Raw genomic sequence first — 17,806 nt, 5'->3', positions numbered from 1 at the left:
TTACTTATTTGAACTATCATTACGAGTTAAAGGAGGTAACCTTGCTTTAAAAGACAAATTCCTTCGTCTTATTTCCTCGGAATGACATTATTGTTTTACCTTTTAAAAATTAATTTATTTGTACTAATGATCCTTTTAAAACTGCTATCGCACTAGTTGATAACTCTGCTCCTGCACTCCCTTCAGCTTTGAATTCAGCATTTGCCGTTAAACTCACATTAGTTCCTTCAATAGAAACATCTCCAGAAGCTTTTAAAGAAATATCTCCTGCACTTTCCATTGATATACCATCACTATTTATAGTAATTACATTTGAATTATCATCTTCAATAGTTATAGCGTTTTCATCTTCATCAAGAGATATAATTTTTCCTGCTGGTGTTTCAATAGTAATTATCTTCTTATCATCATCAAACAATACTTTCATTTCGCTTCTTGTAATAATTCCTTTTTCATGATTATCATCTGTAGCTGTTATTGGCGAAGGTTTAGCACTACTATGCAACATTCCTAAAACAATAGCATCATTAGGGTCTTGATTAATAAAACCTACTATAACTTCATCTCCTATTTCTGGTCGAAAAAAAACACCTCTATTTTCTCCAGCATCTGGTGAAGCAACTCTACACCAAATACCTTCTTCTTCATTATTAATAATTGGAATTTGCACTAAAATCCTATCTTCACCATCAGGGTCTTCTTCTAATTGAGAAACAACACCTATTTGCAATCCTTGAATTGCTGGTAATAATCCTGATGCTGGTTTTGAAGAAATTTCAAAAGTTTCAGAAAACCACTCTGTTGACAATCCAAATTGAGCATTCGATACCCAATTTCCATTAGAAATAACATGTTGTACACCAGTTACGTAAACATTACCGTTAAAGCGATCACCAACTCCTTCTAATTTTAAAATTGTATTAGGCTTTACCGATGGAATTCCTTGAAATTTCACTCTACCTCTTACTTTTGCTAATTGTTGAAATAACCATTTTGCATCTGCCCAATCTTGTAATTCAGTATCTGTAATACCTCCTCCATGCCTAAGTTCTAAGTTTTCTAAATCTATAATTTTGTTTAAATCAGAAACTGATAAATTTCCGTTTAACGTAACTCCTGGATCTTTACCTTCAACCTCAACTAATTCTTGATCTGTATGATTCCAACTATAAGCAGCCACTTTTTTAACTTGATGACGAGCATCTATTTCTGCATCAAAATCTAAAAGTGAACCTCCAAAGGTTACTGTTTCTATTTCAGATTGACCAATGTTTGGTTTTGCTATAGTCACAGTTCCATCATCTACAAAGCATAGCTTTCCATTGGCTTGAGCTCTTGAAACTAAAAAATCCCAATCTGAAGCATTATACTGAACTAATTCAGGGTGAGAATGATTTGTTGATTCAACTTCTTTAGATAGTCCATATTCACCAATAATTTCTTCAAAAATATCACTGTCTTTGCTTTCGTAGAAATATTTACTTTTTCTACCCATCGTCATTTTTACAGCTTCATCTTTACATTCAATAACTAACTGTGCTGAATGAGCCCTAATTCTTAAATTATGTTTAATCACAATTCCTTTAAAAATAGTTTCTTCATCTGAATGATAACCAGCTGTAAGTTCAATCTCTTTCCCTGGAATAAGTAAGTTTTCATTACTTAATTTAAAATCTCGTTTTGAAGCATCTCCATCAATTAAAATAATTTGAGCCGTTGGTATTTTATTTACCTCTTTAGAAACAGTGATGCTTTTTACCTCATATATTTTTGACAATTCTTCTCCTTCAACAAGTATTTTAAAAGTGGTTAAATCAGCACTTTTTGAAGTTTGTATGGTTCCTGTACTATTCATTTAGGCGAATTTTTGTAATGGTGGAAAAAAAATTTCTTGACCAGATTTTAATTTTCTGAATTGCATAATCTTGTTTACCCTCGCTACTTCTAGATAATACTTAGAGTCTCCATAAATACGGTGGCACATCAGGGGCAAGGTATCTCCAGATTTTACTTTACGATAATGGGTTAAATCTGGCGATTGATTATTTTCTTTAGCTATTCGTAAATCATCATCAATAGTACCTTTTACTTTTAATTTTGCATTCGCACGTAATGGAGTACCATCAGGAGCAAATAATCTATATTCAATTGAAAGATCTACTAAAGATCCTTTAAACAAAAGCGCCCCCCATTTAATCATTAAATAATTAGGCTTGTGTTCTTCTCCTTTGTACTCAAAAACAATCTTCTTAAAAGCTTCAATTTTATCGATAATTCCATTCTTCAAATCACCTTTTCCATCAATTACTCCGCTACTATCAAATAACAAATCTAGATCTAGTTCTTGTGGAGGTATTTTAGTAAATTTTGGTTGTCCCCCACTTGTTCCTTGGCCCTGAATTTCAGTATACTCTGGCTTGTATGCCACCATATATTTTTCAGGGTTTACCAATGTTGTAAACTCTCCATTAGCAACCTCATCATTAAATTTATCGTCTTTATAAGCTTTTATAACTAGTTTTTTTAATTCTCCTTGACTCATTATCGTTGTTTTTGTCTTTCAAGAATATCCATTACTTCCTCTACACAAGTTGCAACTATGGCTGCAGTATTACTAATATTTGTTCCACTAGTCTGTCCTTGTATTTCAGGCTTTTCATCTACATTTATTTTAATATGTAATTCTTTAATAGTAATTGGCATGGTTAGGTTACTTTAAAATAATTATACGTTAATTCAAGAGTTTCTATTACAAGTTTACTTTCTTCAGCATTAAAGTCGCCCACATTCCATTTAACTGGATATGCATGAACTATGTTCCAAGTTTGGATAGCTTGATGATCTTCTCCAAGCAACATAACATTTATATTTACTGGTTGAATTTCAAAGTTTTCTAATGCTTTCTTGCACCATTTAATAACCTCAGAATTTACTAGAACTCCTCTTTTTAAAACTAAATTTGGGTATTTTGAGCGTACTGGTATTTTATGCTTAAATCTATTTTCTCCACCTTCAGCAATTTCTTCAGTTTCAAGGTCTACTGAGAGCCCTGAAACTGATTGAAATGAGTTGTCTCCTTGTGAAGTTGGAATTGTTTCAAACTCTACTTTAAAACTAAAGCCTACTGGTGGATAGTAACTAAACATTAATCTATCATTGTTAATTTCTCTATTACAAATTCAGCGCTTTGTATAGCTATTTCATTACCATCTGCTTTTAAATCTGTATCAGAAAGTTTAGCCAAATATGCATTTGTACATTTCCAGTTTACAGATGCATCTCCGTTTTCATCTAATAAACTAATAGTTAAGTCTCCTCTAAATTGAGCACCTCCTTCTTGTAGGTATACAGTTTTAGCCCATTGCTCATAAAACTCTTTACTTTTATCTGCAAATATTCCTCTCTTTATAGTAATGTTAGCATACTCAAATAACCCAGGTTGTTTAGATTTATGATACTCTCTATCCGCTCCTCCACGGTACTCAATCATTTTATTTTCAAAGGTTAACCCTGAAACCTCTGTACAGTTAAATTTAGCCCCTCCAAAATCTACAGCGAAGGAAAATTTACTAAATGGATATAATACTGACATAATTTTATTTTTTTATTTAATTTTATTTAGCGAGTTACTTATACTTCTTGCATTTTATGAGAGAATTTTAAAATGATAAATTCTGCAGGACGAACAACCGCCATTCCTATTTCAATAATCATATTACCCTCTAAAATATCTTGCGCTGTCATTGTTTCTCCTAAGCCTATATTTACATAAAAAGCTTTTTCTGGCGTAGGACCAGCTAATGCTCCTGCTCTCCATTGAAGTGTTAAGAAATTATCTATCATTGCTTTTACACGAATCCAAGTGTTTTTGTCATTTGGTTCAAAAACAAACTGTTCAGTAGCTTTTTTAATTGACTCTTCTGCCATATTAAAGAAACGTCTTACTGGTACATATCTCCATTCGTTATCATTTCCTGCAAGAGTTCTTGCCCCCCACACTAAGTTTCCTTTTCCTACAAAAGCTCTAATTGCGTTTATAGATTTACCTGCAACTTCATCTACATTTAACCCTTGTTGCTCTTCATGAGAAACTTGAATCGTTGGTTCTACAACATAATTTAAACTTACATTTGCTGGTGCTTTCCATACTCCTCTATTAGAATCAACCGCCGCATAAATCCCCGCTATTGTTGAACTTGGAGGTAATACCAATGGTATACGCCCTATTTCAGCTTTTACTTGATTATACAAACGATCATTTGTATTTTTAAGGTTTCTAAGAATAGTTGTTGTTGAAGGAAAAACAGCAGCATTAGCATTTAAAGCAGCAATTAATAAACTTAACTCTCCAGGAGTAATAAGTGTATCTATAGCTGTTTTTAAAGTGTCAATTTCTAAAACATTTGCATCAATTTCATTTTTAATTTTAGTAGCTGTATCATCATCATTTAATCTATCTTTTGCTTTATTAAAATCAAGCACTACATCTTCAAGAATGTTTGTAATCCAAGTATCTAAAGCATTAGATTCTGCAACTACACTAGCATTTTTTCTTGAAATTGCCAAAGCAGCTTCTAAACTAGTTTTAATTGAATTCACGTAATTTATTACATTATCTATAGATGCCTTAACTATTGGCGTATAAGCTGCAGCTGAAATTGCATCTGTAACATTAGCATCTGTGTCTGCCTTTAAAGTATTTAACGCTGTTTTTAAATCATTAAATTTAGCGGTATCGATATCATCAGAAATCAATTGTACTTGCGCTTCTAAGTCTTCCTGAGTTGTAGATTTTTCAACTACTGAAATTTGAGATTCATCATAGGCGTAATCTAAAATTGTTTTTAAAAATGGATAATATGCGGCTCCATATTTAACTTCATTTTTAATACTAGAAATTTTATTTCTTAAATCTTCTACAGGAGTAGGCGATTGTGTTTCATCATCATGCTCTGAATCGATAATTACAAAACGATCTTTTAATTTCAAACATTGCTTCAAAGCATCATTATACAAACCATAAAAACTATCAGCATCTCCTATATTAGTAGCATCAGGAAATACAATTAATGTAGCTTCATCTACTTTTTCAATAGCATCTAAACCTACTTTTAATTTTGGTTGTTCTACTATAGAAACTGTTGCGTCTTCATCATCTATAACAGTACCATATCTACCAACAGAAACTATATAACACGGCCCTCCACCATTAGCAAAGAACATTTGAAGGCTATAATACATAAGAAATGGAGATCTATTATTTTTAGAAGGGCCTTCTGCAAAAATTTCTCCATTAACAACTGATACTTTTATACCAGTTTCATTTTGAGGCTTCCCAAAATAATTTTCATACTCTAACATCGAAGTAATACGAGTTGGTTTCCCTTTTAAATCTCCTATTGCTTTTTTTGTCGCCTTTTCTGTATATCCAATAAAGGCTGGAATTGCTGTTTCTACTTGAGCTACTGATGGTGGAAATTTCACAATTTCTTCAATGTAGACTCCTGGTGTTTTGTAAGCTGACATAATTATTAATTTTAATTTTTATTATATAAATATTTCTGAATAGTAATCTTGGCTATCCTTATCTAGTGTAATACTCTCTATTGTGGGATTTGGAAAAAAAACAGTTCCTTGAGACTGGGGAGTTACATCAGTTTTACCAATTTCTACTCGCCCATTTTTTGTTAAAGGGTGCTTAGTATTTGTAATCATTTTTAAATTTTCAGACAACTGACTATACCTCCAAAATGTTTTTCTATTTTCTATATAGATCTGAAAATTTGGAACCTCTTTTAATACACATTTTTTACTAACATCAAATTTGTTTGTTTCAGGATTTTTCACAAATACGTTTTCAGTTAGTTTAGAATTATTATCTCCTAAAATTTTCAACCTCAAAACACCAATAACTCCTTTGCTTTTATACTTTTGAATACTTAAATTTAAACTATCCAAAACTTCTTGTTCTTGAGTATTTAATGAAACATTATTCTGTATTTTGTTTTCAATTATATTAATTTGATTTGAGTCAAAATCAGCAATAGTAACTTTCTTAGGCGTATTCGTATTAAACTCATTCTCTTTTTCCATTTCATATACTAATCTTCTTGATTCTTCTTCAGAAATTAAAAAAGAACTCCATTTTTCAATATCAGTACTTGCTTCAAAAATGTTAATAGCGGAAGATGATATATTGGATAACTGATAGAATTTCTTTGTGTTTTTATCTATTATTTCAGTGTAGTTTTCAAAATACTTATCTGTTATTTTTACAAAAAAAGTTAGTGTTAAATCGTTTGGTAAATTAATAAGCGGACTATACCTTTCTACTTCATTATTTCCTTCCATAGCTACTTCTTTCAATGAAGTAGTAAGAATTCTCATTCCTTTTGAATGATTTCTTATCATTAATCTATAATCCTTTATTGTTTCTTGGGTAATCCTATTAGGTACTATTTCAATACAAGTTTTACTATTGTATACTTTATCTGCTTCTTTTTTTTCTTTAGCCTTTAATTTTTTGTTAGGATCTGGATTAATTGAATGATACTTTTTTTCACCTCTATCTAAAAAATAAGCATGTAATAAATTAATATTAAAGAGTGTTTGATATACCATTGTAATTAATTATTAATTATTGCATTTTTATTCATTTCTGTAACTACTGATCCTTCGCGTTTTAGTACATCTCTTTCTATCTCTAGTAATGTTATTTTATAAAGTACTGATGGGTTTTGTTTTCCACCTAAGGTTCCCCATATGAAATTCAATTCTTCAAAAGTTGGCGTATATAACTCCGTTATAAACTTGAAACTTTTAATATTTTCAACTCCGTCAACATTTTCATAGTTACTATTGGCTTGTGTAAATACTTTTTTGCCTTGAAAAAAAGCAATAACATTAGTAAGACTTTTTAACGACTCAGTGTAGGTAGATTTATTAATACTGAATAACCCAAAAAGGTTTAAGTAAATTTTTGGGTTTTTATATGAAACCGTAGTTCCGTTTACATAATTATTTCGTAAATTTTTTAATGCAAATTCTTCTTGTGTATTTATTAAAGTAAGAGATATATTGGGAAAATTACCAGGTGAATTACCCTCAGAGTTTGCATCAGCTATGTTTGCTAATGCTACATCATTAGAATCTAAATAATCATTTAGTTCTTCTGCTATGATTTGTAGTATTTCGTAAATCATTAGTAGTTCCTAGTTTAGTTGGTTTCCAAAACTACCCCTAACTACATGAAAAATTTACAATGAAAATCTCCTTAAAAAAAGTTCTTTTTCTTTAATTATTTTCGGTGATAATATGAATTAAAAAAAGGAAAAACACTCTAGTTTTTAACAATTAAAAAGTTTAGATTTTGACTTAAAAACATAAAAACTTCTAAACATGATATTTAGAGGTTTTATAAAGTATTTAACTATTTTTATGAATTAACTTTTAGTCAACTCATGAAATAAACTTTCTAAGTTTTTATTTTCTGTATTTAAGCCAAGAATTTTAAGTCCGTTTTCTTGAGCGAAATCAAAAATAACAAGAGATCATTTCTTTAATTTTTATTGAATATTTTTTTGAACCTATAAAAAATTCTTTCAATCAACCTTAAATCTTCAGTTATTACTTCTGCAACACCGTGCATTTCTTGATTAAATTCTATTTCTTTATTGTATGTTGTTAATAGTCCTTTAGGTAATGAAACATCTAATAAATACATATTTTTCTCATTTGGAATTAATGATATTTTATTTAGTCTTCCCTTTAAAACACCAAATTCATAATCGGGATAACTATTTAATTTTATATTAACTGATTGTCCAATTTTTAATTTTCTTGAATTTATTACTGGTATTTGAATCTTACATACATACTCCTCATAATTAGTAGGAATAATGGTTAATAAAAAATCATTAACTTTTACTGTTTGATTCTTACTCCAAATATTCATAAAAGAAACCGTTCCCTCTATTTTGGCTTTTATTAGGTATTTAAACTCCCATTCTTTTATTGCTCTTTGTAGTTGAGCAAAAGATTGTAGCACGGATTTTAAAAGATTTATTTCTTTTCTAACATTTGCTACTTCTGATTGCTTTTTATCATTACTTCTATTACTAATTCTTTCTTCAATTTGTGATATTGTAATGTTTATATCATTAAAATTTCTTTTTGCCTGTAAAAATTCTAATTTTTCGTATTCAAAATTTTGTTCAGAAACAACTCCTTTTTTATATAATTTTTTAATCCTTTCTACATTTTTTTTCTTAAAAACAAGTTCCTCTTCATTTATTCTCCTTTGATTCTTAGCTGCAATTAATCTCTTTTTCAATTGCATAATAGTATAACTATTATTACTGTTCTCGTAGGTGAATGCATTTGATTCCTTATTTAAGACATATAGTATATAATTATTCTCAAAATTAGAAAAAGCTGTTTCTATTTCCCCTAAAAAAAGTATTGGTAATTTTTCAATTGGAAATTGAAATTCTTCAGTAGAACGAGTTAAAGTATCAATGATTCCTTTTAAATATTTAACATCCTTATAATTTGCAGTATTTTCAATAAGAGCTATATGCTTACCAAACTTTACTTCTTGGTTGTTTTTAACAAATAGTTCATCTAATTTACCACTAACTTTAGCATATTCTTTTTGAGGGGGAATGGTTGTTGTTAAAACTGCCTGTCCCTCAATTACATCTGGATATTTTATAATGTAAACTAAAAAAACAACTAAAGCGAAAAAGAAGAATAGGATTGTATTTCCCCATCTAAATATTGCTTTTGGAGGAGAAGTTAATACATCTTTTACCTGCTCACTATAAACATTTAATTCTTGATCAAACTTTTCCATCTTAATTACCTAGTTCAAGTTGATTTTTCACTAACTCATAATACTTCCCTTTTTTTGTAGTTAGTTCTTGATGATTACCTTCTTCAACAATTTCTCCATCTTCTAAAACAATAATATTATCTGCATTTTTTACTGTACTTAATCTATGTGCTACAATTACTGAAGTTCTATTTTTTATAAACTCATTTAAGTTCTCCATGATTACCTTTTCATTATTAGCATCTAAAGCACTTGTTGCTTCATCAAAAAAAATAAAAAAAGGGTTTTTATACACAGCTCTAGCAATCATTATTCTTTGCTCTTGTCCACCACTTAGCCTTATTCCAGAAGTGCCTAATTCAGTATTATATTTATTTGGTAATTTCTCTATGAAACCAGCTATATTAGAAATATGAGATGCTTTTTCTAATTTTTCTCTATTAATAATTTCATTTTGTTCAGATTCTGAAATATTCCCGGCAATACTATCATTAAAAATAAAAGTATCTTGTAAAACCGCACCACAATTCATGCGCCAAAAATCATTATTAATTAATGATAAACTTGTACTATCTATTCCTATTTCTCCTTTAGTTGGTTCATAAAATTTTAATAATAGTTTTAACAATGTAGTTTTACCACTACCACTAGCTCCAACAATAGCGGTAGTTTTACCTTCGGGCAATACACAGTTTACACCTTTTAAAACAAAAGGTTTTGACTTACCTCCATACCTAAACCATAAATCTTTAATAACAACATCTTTATTTTCTGGTAATTCTTTTACTTTATTTTCAGATAAATTATCTTCATCCTTTTTATTATGAACTTGTAATAATCTTTCTAAACTTATTTTAGCGTCTTGCCAAACCTGAATAAAACTTACAAAATTACTCAATGGTAAATTTAATTGACCTACTATATATTGGATAGACAACATCATACCTAAAGTTATATTACCATTTACGACGGCTGTAGCGGACAGAAATGTAATTAAAATGTTTTTTAACTCATTAATAAATCCAGACCCTATAGATTGATATTGAGCTAATTGCAAAGAACTCAATGAAGTTTTAAATAGACTTATCTGTATTTGTTCCCATTTCCATCTATTTTTCCTGTGAGAATTATTTATTTTAATTTCTTTAACTCCATTAATAATTTGTACTAATGAAGTTTGGCTTTGAGACATTTCATCAAATCGCTTAAAATCTAATTCGGCTCTTTTTTTTAAAAAGAAAAATGTCCAACCAATATATAAAAAAGCTCCAGTTATAAATACTATAAAAATTTTTAAATTATAGAAACACAACACAGCGCTAAAAACTAAAAAAAGAACAAGAGAATACACCATATTAAAAGTAGAAGAAGAAACAAAATTTTGAATTCTATTATGATCTTGAACTCTTTGTAAATGCTCACCAGTATTTCTTGTCTCAAAATATGGAATTGGCAACTTAAGCATTTTATATAAAAAATCGGAAATCAATTTAATATTAAATCTGCTAGTGATATGTAGTAATAACCACTCCCTAAAAATCCTAACTAAAGTTTGAGATACAAACAATACTAACTGAGCTAATAAAATTAAATATATAAAAGATATATCTTGTGTATTTACTCCTATATCAACTACAGACTGAATTAAAAAGGGAAGTATAAACTGTATAGCAGTACCAACAGTTAACCCTATAAAGAGTTGATATATTAATTTTTTATATGGCTTAATATATGGTAACAGAAAAGAAAAACCTTCACTTTTACTATCATTCTCTTCTAATGCATAAAACTTTGCATTAGGTTCTAATAATAATACAAATCCATTATTGTCCGGTGCATTTGTCCATGCTTTATGAAATTCATCATGAGTATATTCTAATAAGCCTTGCGCAGGATCTGCAAGAAATACTTTTGTTTTAGATGTTTTATAAACTACTACAAAATGTTTTTGCCTCCATGGAATAATAAAAGGCGTTGGCGCCTCATTAATTAAACTATCAAGTGAAAGCCTCATCCCTAAGGTTCTTAATTCAATTACCTCAGCAGCGTCAGCTATTCCTGCCATAGTAACACCTTCTCTAGTTATGCTCGCTTTTTCTCTTAAAAATTCTCTTGAGAAATTCTTACCGTGGAATTTAGCAACCATTCTTAAACAAGTAGGCCCACAATCTCTATAATCTAATTGCCTGTAAAAAGGGAACTTCTTCTTTATCATATGTTAATTGAAACTTATTGACTTAGATAATGCTTCAATGTCTTTTTTAGTCAAAATTTGATTATTTAAAAAAATAGATTCTATCTTTCCTAATGCTTCAAAATCTATTAATGGATTTTTATTTAACACCAAAAATTCTGCTTCTTTGTTTAACTCTAAAGTTCCTCTATTTTGTTTTAAAAATTTAGCATAGTTTTTAGTTGCCATTTCTAAAATGGCATAGTTCGTTAAACCTGCTTTTTTTAACAATTTCATTTCTCCTATCATCCCAAAACCTGGAACCATATATTTCGAAGAACTATCAGGGCTCAAAAGCATTTTTACACCAACGTCATATAACTTTTTAATTACAATGTACTTTTTTTTCAATTTATCTATCTCTACTTTTACTTCCTTTTCATATTCTTTTTTTCCTATTTTGTTTCTATATGCTTTTGTTTTAACAATCCAGTTATCTATAGTCTCTTTTGCTATAAAATTCATTCCTGGCATGTTTCGAAGCTCTTTATAATTATATCTACCAGAACCAATATCATACCAGCTTAATGTTGGGCAAATAAAAATGTTTTTTTCTTTAATTTTACTCAATCTTTCTTTAAACGTTTCATCATCTGTAACTAATCCCCCAAGATGTTCAAAAGATTTATACTTTGAGTTAAATATGTATTTATCATTAATATTCGAAGGAAAATGACCTCCAATACTAATATTCTCTTTCTTACATAAACTATCAAGTTGCTTAAATATCTTTTCGTTTTTAATACTAAGAATTTTTATAAAATCAAATTTTCTAGCTGCATTAATAAAAGAAACTAATTCATTTTTAGTAAACTCATACCTTCTTGAAATTGGTGGGGCTGACAGAAATAATTTAGGATAAATAGAACCTTTTGCATTGTACTTATTTCTAAATTTTAAATGTTCCCATTTCCCTCTCATTGAACGTAAATTAGTTACTCCATTTATTAAGTTCAAAATTAGATATTTCTTAAACTCTTTTTCATCTTTAGGTAAATGAACGTGAGCATCTGAAAGTGTTGGCATAACGAATTTCCCTTCTAAATCTATGACTTGTTTCACTTTAAGACTAGGTAGTTTTCCTGAAAAAATTTCTTTTATTTTTCCTCCTTTAATTAATAAAGAACTATTCTTTACCAATTTATTTTCTTTCATCGTTATAAGCGACACGTTTTTGAACAAAAAATCACCATCAAAATTATTTTGAGCATAAATTGTTGATTTCAATAACAATATTATAATTATTATTCTTTCTTTCACTTCTTTATTTTTTTAATTAAAACTAAACAACCCCATTTTTTCTTTCTCTATAAAATCATCAAAAGAATTCAACTCACAAAAATCACTATACCTAAAATCAACTTCTCGGTTACTAAGGTTAAACTCATTTTGTAAGAAATTATATTTTTTTAAAATAGTAGCGCACTCATTATCTAGCTTTTTATAAAACTTAAGCCCCTTATCGGTATATATATCCTCCAAGTTTAAAAGCTCTAAACCAGTTCTAAACCTTGAAAATTGATCAGTAAATCGTCCCAAGAGCTCATGCTTTTCTCTATCTGAAAAAATATTTTTCATTAATAATTTATCAAAGTACTTTACTCTTTGATAAACAGTAAACAAACCATGAAATGCTCCATATACAGTTCTATAATCCCAGTTTTGCAATGTGAAATTTCTCATAACCAAATTATCAACATCAATTTTAAAAAAATCTTTTCGATTATGAACTATATAATATAAATAATTATGTGAACCTTGATGAATTAACTCTTCTATAAAGTAAATTATATTTTTATTTCCTAAAACATAAAAATATAACATACCAAGTGTTTCAATAGAGGTAAAATTTAAGATTTTAGGATTATCATGTAGGTATATTTTCTTGTTAGCAAAAATTAATTCTTTATAAAACTCAGGTAGATGTTCTTTTATAATTTCAATAGCTTCAAATAACTCTGCATAATGGTCTTCCCAAACAGATGTATGCTTAGGATTATCATTTACAATATGACCTCTTGAAAATTCGATAAAGTATTTTTCTTGAATAGGATGAATCTCTTTAACAATTTCAAAGTCACCTTGTTTTAAAATGGCACTATCAATATTTTTTCTTCCTTTTTCAAAATACCCTTTTTCAGGAATATAAGCTATACCATTTTTATTAAATATATTTTGCGAGATTTTTATTGTTTCATTAGAAATAAAATACCCCTGTAAGATCTGTTCTAAAACTTCTTTTGAAAAGGAACTGTCTTTTTTACTATTAAAATAAGAAAACAATAAAGGCTCTAAAAAAGTAGCATCGTTATCGAAATCTAATCTATCAAATAAAGTACTAACTTCTTTAAATGCTAATAGTTTTATTGTCTCAACAATTTTATTTTTATTTTCAGCAATTAAATTTTCCATAATTTTTTTACTAAATATTTAAAAGGGGCCATTTTAAATAAAATAGCCCTCTCTAATATTATTTATTTTACAATAATAATTGGTGGAGTTAACACTCCATCTTGTGGTGAATAAATTATAGGTGGTGGAGGCAATGGAGTTGATGTTTTTTTGTCATGACATGCATTTTCTGTACCTCCTGAAATAGTGTTTAATAACTCTTGTGTCGTTACTTCATTAACTCTTTCTTTAAATGAATTAAATGATAATTTTTTCATAATTCTTAATCTTTTAAAATATTTCGTCTACTCTATACGCTTTTCGACTTCCGCTATTGCATTTAGTACTAATAATATCTTTGCAAAGCCTTTAAATGCAAGAGCAAATTATTTTAATTAAAACAAAGTATAGATAATTTCTTTCTAAACGATTACTTTTTGTTTCCGAATGAAAATAAATGTATTTTTTATCAAGCTTTAACTACAAACTTTACATACATCTTCACACTTTGCTGTTCTAGAATAACTTTCAAAAGTTAATGGATTAAAATACATTCTACGACCTATTGTCTGACAAAATTCAAATTTATTTAACAAAAAAAGTAATACTTCTTTAAATGTTAAAGATGCCAAAATATTTATATTAAAGACATTTGATGGATGAACTAAATCTTCATTAAAAATCTTTTTTATAGTTCGGTAACTGTGATCTTCTCCAAATACTTCTTCAACAAATTTATCAAAACTATTTTCACAAGACGTTATTGTTGGAACATATATGGGACCAACATATATTGTTTCATAAGAGTAAGCTGCAGATATATATGGTATTCCGTATTCAAAACATAATTCATTAAGTTCTAATTTAAAAGATGGACTTGGGTCACATACGTTTATTATAAAATCTGGCTCAACTTGTTTTATCAAATCTTCAATTTCATTTTTTTTAGAATAAGACCCAATATAAGTTTTAACGTCAATTTCAAAATTTTCTTTAATTTTTTCTTTTAAAGCAGATACTTTATAGCTTCCAATATCATCTTTTAAAAATGACATAGTTCTATATATATCAGAGTGTTCTACTTTATCAAAATCAACTATTGATATATTATTAAAACCAAACTGTGCTAATAAGTAAATTAATGTGCTTCCTCCACCTCCTGAACCATACACTAATATGTTTGTCTTTTTTACTTCTTTTAAATCTTCTTTAGTTAAATTTTCATGTAAATAATTTAAAAAAAGTTCAGTTCTTTTTATATCCTTTGTTTTTTGAAAGTCAGAATTGGTATATAAAAAACCATTTTCATATAATTTTTTATAAATTTTATTCTTATCAATATCTTTTTCCTTTACTCCGTTTTTAAGTAATTTATCTATTATATTTAGATTGTTTGTATTATACTCAAACTCTATTGTCTTTTCTCTTTCCTGAGTATGGTAAAAACAAATACCTGACTTTGTTTTACAAATTGTAATATATTTCTTAAAATAATAATGCATTTATATTCTTTTTATCAAACCTAAAAAAGGTGCTAATAGCACCTTTTAAATAACAGATATTAAATATTATCACATGGTTGAGTTGGATAAGGCTTTTTAATTGGTTTTGGTTTATCATCATCATGACATGTATTTTCTGTACCTCCAGAAATCATTTCTAATAAATCGTTAGATGCAATTTCATCAGCTCTTTTTCTTAATTCTGTAATTGACAATTTGTTTTTTAATAAATTTGACATTTATAATATAATTAAAATTTAATCCTTACTCTTTTTTGGATTTTCAGGTTCCTCCAATCTACTTTCTTACAAAATTTGTTAGTTAGTAAAGTTTTCTTCTGTCCATTTAAACAATTTTTCTGGATTTATTATTGACCATGAATGTGGATGTCTTTTATTGTTTATAAACCCTGCTTTTGATGTTTTTATGTGTGTTATTTTTTTTTGGCTTATTCTCTTTAATTCTTTTATAAGCTTATCTATTTGAAAAGAATTCAAATCTTCTAATTCATACCCTATATTAGTTTTATACCAAGCTAAATCAGGTTCACTATAAAATATAATATTATAGTCTTTTAAATATCTAATATTAGAGTTTAAAAGATTAGAATTTAGATAGGGAGAATATGAAATATAGTTGCTGTTACCTACTTTTGGACTCCCTAATTGTTTTTTTAAGTAATTTACAATGAATCTAGCTTCACTTACAGCCCTATAATTAAAATCTCTTTTTATTATTTCAATTTTATTATTGTAAAAAGCTTCAAAATCTACAGGAGAATCTCCTACTATTATAGAGTTAGGTTTTATTCTTTTTTTTAATTTACTTGCATAAATAGAGTAGCTTAAAGCTATAGTACCCCCAGTTGAAAACCCTCCTATAATAACTTTATCTTCATTAATTTTATTGGACTTTAATACCTTTTCTATTAAGTTATATATTTGTAAAAAATCTTTTTTCTTTAAAAAGAAATCTTTTTTATAATCAATAATTATAGTAGCGTAATTTTCTGAATAATATTTCTCATCAATATTGGTTTGTATATCAGTTGATTTTAAAGTATTGTTAAACTTAGGAAAAAGTACAATTAACCCTAAAGGAGATTTTGGACATTTTAAAAGATACTTAATATTAACTTGTTCTTTATTATTTACTCCTGAATAAGAGTAAAACGCAATAAAAAAGCACAAAAAACAACTTATAATCAATTTCATATAATAATATTATTTGAGAGAGAATTTAATAAAATCGAACTATGTGATTATTATATAGCATACACTATAAGAAGATATAGATCATTAGTACAATGCCTATATTAACATAACAATTATTCACTCTTTTTCGCATAGCAATATTAAAAAAATAAAACAACAACACAAAGAATATATAGTCTAAATAAACATAGCGTCTTCAAAAAAAAACTATAACTCTAAATTTCAAACAACTACAATCAACATTTTTTAAATAGATACCTTAAACTAGGTACATCTACTAATTGTAATAAAACAACAACTCGTTTTAAAGTGTAATTTATCATATAACTTGGCTGTACTTTTATTTTCATTAACCTCCTTATATTTAACTATCTATAATAACATTTGGACGTCCGTTTCCATCTGGCCCTTTAGGTTTTGGTTTCTCATCATCATGGCAAGAGTTTTCTGTCCCTCCTGAAATACTACCTAACAACTCTAAACTTATTACTGACGAAGCTCTTTTCTCTAATATTTCTAAACTTATTTTTTTCATCATTTTTTATTTTATACTTATTCTTATCAAAAACTATTAATTCGTATAGCTAATTAACCTCCATTAACTACAACTACTCCTGGTTTTCTACGCTTTTTCGGTTCTTGTTCATCATCATGACAAGCATTTTCTGTACCTCCCGAAATAGAATTTAACAATTCACTTGACACTACCAATTCTGCTCTAACTTCTAAAGCTTCTAAACTTAATTTTTTCATCGTTTTTTTAATTTTTCCTAACCAATTATATTTAACTATGTATAATAATAAGAGGACCACCATTACCATTAGGCCCTTTAGGTTTTGCTGGATCTGGTATTGGTTTCTTATCATCATGGCAAGCATTCTCTGTACCTCCTGAAATAGAGTTTAACAACTCACTTGACACTACTAATTCTGCTCTAGCTTCTAAAGCTTCTAAACTTAATTTGTTCATCGTTTTTTATTTAATTTTATCTTTTAAAAAAAATCAATCCATTATTAACCTAACTTTATCGTGGCAAGCATTTTCTGTACCTCCCGATATTGAGTTTAACAACTCACTTGACACTACTAATTCTACTCTAGCTTCTAAAGCTTCTAAACTTAATTTTTTCATGTTTTTTTATTTAATATTATAATTTTCTTTCTATTTTCTATAATTATTATACCTGTTTAATCTTGAATAACAACAAGAGGCTTCTTTTTATTTTTAGGTTTTGGTTTCTCTAGTGTTGAACTCTCATCATGACAAGCATTTTCTGTACCTCCCGAAATGGAATTTAACAACTCACTTGTAACTACTAATTCTACTCTACATTCTAAAGCTTCTAAACTTAATTTGTTCATCGTTTTTTAAGTCACAATTATTGTTCTTGGTTTATCAGGTTTTGAATTATCATCATGGCAAGCATTCTCTGTACCTCCCGATATTGAGTTTAACAACTCACTTGACACTACTAATTCTACTCTAGCTTCTAAAGCTTCTAAACTTAATTTTTTCATATTATTACGTTTTTTATTTCCCTACTCTTTTTTGGTTTTTCGGATAACACCATATTATTGTACAATAACATTTATTTCTGATTTTAGTCTAAGGAATAGCAAGTTTTGTCAAATA

The 17,806-nt window shown here is 28.1% G+C and carries 22 protein-coding genes and 1 pseudogene; all 23 read right to left on the bottom strand.

Annotated elements, in window-relative coordinates:
• Positions 1-109: 109 nt before the first annotated feature.
• A complete protein-coding gene (gene vgrG / locus DS884_RS17285) occupies positions 110-1,855 on the bottom strand; it encodes a type VI secretion system tip protein VgrG (RefSeq protein ID WP_113787645.1) in 1,746 nt (581 codons plus the stop codon).
• Complete coding sequence (locus tag DS884_RS17280; protein WP_113787644.1) at positions 1,856-2,542, bottom strand: CIS tube protein; 687 nt, start codon at positions 2,540-2,542, stop codon at positions 1,856-1,858.
• Positions 2,542-2,703 (bottom strand): DUF5908 family protein, encoded by a 162-nt coding sequence (locus DS884_RS18605; RefSeq protein ID WP_199488230.1) that lies wholly within the window; start codon positions 2,701-2,703, stop codon positions 2,542-2,544. Before DS884_RS18605 ends, DS884_RS17280 begins: the two co-directional genes overlap by 1 nt.
• Before the next feature lie 2 nt (positions 2,704-2,705).
• On the bottom strand, positions 2,706-3,146 hold the full coding sequence (locus tag DS884_RS17275) for a phage tail protein (protein WP_093869954.1): 441 nt from the start codon (positions 3,144-3,146) through the stop codon (positions 2,706-2,708).
• Positions 3,146-3,592 carry a phage tail protein gene (locus DS884_RS17270; protein WP_093869953.1) on the bottom strand — a complete coding sequence of 149 codons (447 nt, stop codon included), beginning with the start codon at positions 3,590-3,592 and terminating at the stop codon, positions 3,146-3,148. The genes DS884_RS17275 and DS884_RS17270 overlap by 1 nt, the downstream gene beginning before the upstream one ends.
• A 38-nt stretch (positions 3,593-3,630) precedes the next feature.
• Positions 3,631-5,526 (bottom strand): phage tail sheath family protein, encoded by a 1,896-nt coding sequence (locus tag DS884_RS17265; protein WP_199488229.1) that lies wholly within the window; start codon positions 5,524-5,526, stop codon positions 3,631-3,633.
• Between the two features lie 21 nt (positions 5,527-5,547).
• Positions 5,548-6,621 carry a hypothetical protein gene (locus DS884_RS17260; RefSeq protein ID WP_113787642.1) on the bottom strand — a complete coding sequence of 358 codons (1,074 nt, stop codon included), beginning with the start codon at positions 6,619-6,621 and terminating at the stop codon, positions 5,548-5,550.
• Between the two features lie 5 nt (positions 6,622-6,626).
• Entirely contained in the window at positions 6,627-7,202 is a 576-nt protein-coding gene (locus DS884_RS17255; RefSeq protein ID WP_113787641.1) for a DUF4255 domain-containing protein, read from the bottom strand.
• Between the two features lie 240 nt (positions 7,203-7,442).
• Positions 7,443-7,541 (bottom strand): annotated as a pseudogene (locus DS884_RS18680) (gliding motility-associated ABC transporter ATP-binding subunit GldA); the annotation flags it as partial.
• A gap of 17 nt (positions 7,542-7,558) precedes the next feature.
• Positions 7,559-8,854 (bottom strand): HlyD family secretion protein, encoded by a 1,296-nt coding sequence (locus DS884_RS17245; protein ID WP_113787640.1) that lies wholly within the window; start codon positions 8,852-8,854, stop codon positions 7,559-7,561.
• Between the two features lies 1 nt (position 8,855).
• Complete coding sequence (locus tag DS884_RS17240; protein WP_113787639.1) at positions 8,856-11,048, bottom strand: peptidase domain-containing ABC transporter; 2,193 nt, start codon at positions 11,046-11,048, stop codon at positions 8,856-8,858.
• 3 nt (positions 11,049-11,051) lie between these two features.
• A complete protein-coding gene (locus tag DS884_RS17235) occupies positions 11,052-12,326 on the bottom strand; it encodes an amidohydrolase family protein (protein ID WP_147239424.1) in 1,275 nt (424 codons plus the stop codon).
• A gap of 12 nt (positions 12,327-12,338) precedes the next feature.
• Positions 12,339-13,478: a hypothetical protein gene (locus DS884_RS17230; protein ID WP_113787637.1), complete on the bottom strand. Its 1,140-nt coding sequence runs from the start codon at positions 13,476-13,478 to the stop codon at positions 12,339-12,341.
• Between the two features lie 62 nt (positions 13,479-13,540).
• A complete protein-coding gene (locus DS884_RS17225; protein ID WP_113787636.1) occupies positions 13,541-13,735 on the bottom strand; it encodes a hypothetical protein in 195 nt (64 codons plus the stop codon).
• Positions 13,736-13,933: 198 nt separating this feature from the next.
• Positions 13,934-14,959, bottom strand: coding sequence for a ThiF family adenylyltransferase (locus DS884_RS17220; protein WP_113787635.1), 1,026 nt, complete (start codon positions 14,957-14,959; stop codon positions 13,934-13,936).
• A gap of 59 nt (positions 14,960-15,018) precedes the next feature.
• On the bottom strand, positions 15,019-15,198 hold the full coding sequence (locus DS884_RS17215; RefSeq protein WP_113787634.1) for a hypothetical protein: 180 nt from the start codon (positions 15,196-15,198) through the stop codon (positions 15,019-15,021).
• A 78-nt stretch (positions 15,199-15,276) separates the two neighbouring features.
• Positions 15,277-16,173: a hypothetical protein gene (locus DS884_RS17210; protein ID WP_113787633.1), complete on the bottom strand. Its 897-nt coding sequence runs from the start codon at positions 16,171-16,173 to the stop codon at positions 15,277-15,279.
• Between the two features lie 364 nt (positions 16,174-16,537).
• Positions 16,538-16,711 (bottom strand): hypothetical protein, encoded by a 174-nt coding sequence (locus tag DS884_RS18535; protein WP_158530872.1) that lies wholly within the window; start codon positions 16,709-16,711, stop codon positions 16,538-16,540.
• A 50-nt stretch (positions 16,712-16,761) separates the two neighbouring features.
• Positions 16,762-16,926, bottom strand: a complete 165-nt coding sequence (locus DS884_RS18530) for a hypothetical protein (protein ID WP_158530871.1) — start codon at positions 16,924-16,926, stop codon at positions 16,762-16,764.
• 31 nt (positions 16,927-16,957) lie between these two features.
• Complete coding sequence (locus DS884_RS17205; protein WP_113787632.1) at positions 16,958-17,143, bottom strand: hypothetical protein; 186 nt, start codon at positions 17,141-17,143, stop codon at positions 16,958-16,960.
• Between the two features lie 33 nt (positions 17,144-17,176).
• Complete coding sequence (locus DS884_RS18755; RefSeq protein ID WP_255414829.1) at positions 17,177-17,305, bottom strand: hypothetical protein; 129 nt, start codon at positions 17,303-17,305, stop codon at positions 17,177-17,179.
• A 56-nt stretch (positions 17,306-17,361) separates the two neighbouring features.
• The gene (locus DS884_RS18525; RefSeq protein ID WP_158530870.1) at positions 17,362-17,535 is read right to left on the bottom strand and encodes a hypothetical protein; all 174 of its coding nucleotides are present in this window, start codon (positions 17,533-17,535) and stop codon (positions 17,362-17,364) included.
• A 6-nt stretch (positions 17,536-17,541) separates the two neighbouring features.
• Positions 17,542-17,691 carry a hypothetical protein gene (locus tag DS884_RS18520; protein ID WP_158530869.1) on the bottom strand — a complete coding sequence of 50 codons (150 nt, stop codon included), beginning with the start codon at positions 17,689-17,691 and terminating at the stop codon, positions 17,542-17,544.
• Between the last annotated feature and the right edge of the window lie 115 nt (positions 17,692-17,806).

Origin of the sequence: Tenacibaculum sp. E3R01, from assembly GCF_003318185.1 — a bacterium.
Classification (GTDB): Bacteria; Bacteroidota; Bacteroidia; order Flavobacteriales; family Flavobacteriaceae; genus Polaribacter; species Polaribacter halocynthiae.
Note: the sequence above shows the minus strand (reverse complement) of the source record. Positions and strands in the feature narration are given on the sequence as shown.

Excerpts from the sequence above, each read along its gene's own strand:
- vgrG (WP_113787645.1), bottom strand. The coding sequence starts at position 1,855 with ATGAATAGTACAGGAACCATACAAACTTCAAAAAGTGCTGATTTAACC.
- DS884_RS17280 (WP_113787644.1), bottom strand. The coding sequence starts at position 2,542 with ATGAGTCAAGGAGAATTAAAAAAACTAGTTATAAAAGCTTATAAAGAC.
- DS884_RS18605 (WP_199488230.1), bottom strand. The coding sequence starts at position 2,703 with ATGCCAATTACTATTAAAGAATTACATATTAAAATAAATGTAGATGAA.
- DS884_RS17275 (WP_093869954.1), bottom strand. The coding sequence starts at position 3,146 with ATGTTTAGTTACTATCCACCAGTAGGCTTTAGTTTTAAAGTAGAGTTT.
- DS884_RS17270 (WP_093869953.1), bottom strand. The coding sequence starts at position 3,592 with ATGTCAGTATTATATCCATTTAGTAAATTTTCCTTCGCTGTAGATTTT.
- DS884_RS17265 (WP_199488229.1), bottom strand. The coding sequence starts at position 5,526 with ATGTCAGCTTACAAAACACCAGGAGTCTACATTGAAGAAATTGTGAAA.
- DS884_RS17260 (WP_113787642.1), bottom strand. The coding sequence starts at position 6,621 with ATGGTATATCAAACACTCTTTAATATTAATTTATTACATGCTTATTTT.
- DS884_RS17255 (WP_113787641.1), bottom strand. The coding sequence starts at position 7,202 with ATGATTTACGAAATACTACAAATCATAGCAGAAGAACTAAATGATTAT.
- DS884_RS17245 (WP_113787640.1), bottom strand. The coding sequence starts at position 8,854 with ATGGAAAAGTTTGATCAAGAATTAAATGTTTATAGTGAGCAGGTAAAA.
- DS884_RS17240 (WP_113787639.1), bottom strand. The coding sequence starts at position 11,048 with ATGATAAAGAAGAAGTTCCCTTTTTACAGGCAATTAGATTATAGAGAT.
- DS884_RS17230 (WP_113787637.1), bottom strand. The coding sequence starts at position 13,478 with ATGGAAAATTTAATTGCTGAAAATAAAAATAAAATTGTTGAGACAATA.
- DS884_RS17225 (WP_113787636.1), bottom strand. The coding sequence starts at position 13,735 with ATGAAAAAATTATCATTTAATTCATTTAAAGAAAGAGTTAATGAAGTA.
- DS884_RS17220 (WP_113787635.1), bottom strand. The coding sequence starts at position 14,959 with ATGCATTATTATTTTAAGAAATATATTACAATTTGTAAAACAAAGTCA.
- DS884_RS17215 (WP_113787634.1), bottom strand. The coding sequence starts at position 15,198 with ATGTCAAATTTATTAAAAAACAAATTGTCAATTACAGAATTAAGAAAA.
- DS884_RS17210 (WP_113787633.1), bottom strand. The coding sequence starts at position 16,173 with ATGAAATTGATTATAAGTTGTTTTTTGTGCTTTTTTATTGCGTTTTAC.
- DS884_RS18535 (WP_158530872.1), bottom strand. The coding sequence starts at position 16,711 with ATGATGAAAAAAATAAGTTTAGAAATATTAGAGAAAAGAGCTTCGTCA.
- DS884_RS18530 (WP_158530871.1), bottom strand. The coding sequence starts at position 16,926 with ATGAAAAAATTAAGTTTAGAAGCTTTAGAAGTTAGAGCAGAATTGGTA.
- DS884_RS17205 (WP_113787632.1), bottom strand. The coding sequence starts at position 17,143 with ATGAACAAATTAAGTTTAGAAGCTTTAGAAGCTAGAGCAGAATTAGTA.
- DS884_RS18755 (WP_255414829.1), bottom strand. The coding sequence starts at position 17,305 with ATGAAAAAATTAAGTTTAGAAGCTTTAGAAGCTAGAGTAGAATTAGTA.
- DS884_RS18525 (WP_158530870.1), bottom strand. The coding sequence starts at position 17,535 with ATGAACAAATTAAGTTTAGAAGCTTTAGAATGTAGAGTAGAATTAGTA.
- DS884_RS18520 (WP_158530869.1), bottom strand. The coding sequence starts at position 17,691 with ATGAAAAAATTAAGTTTAGAAGCTTTAGAAGCTAGAGTAGAATTAGTA.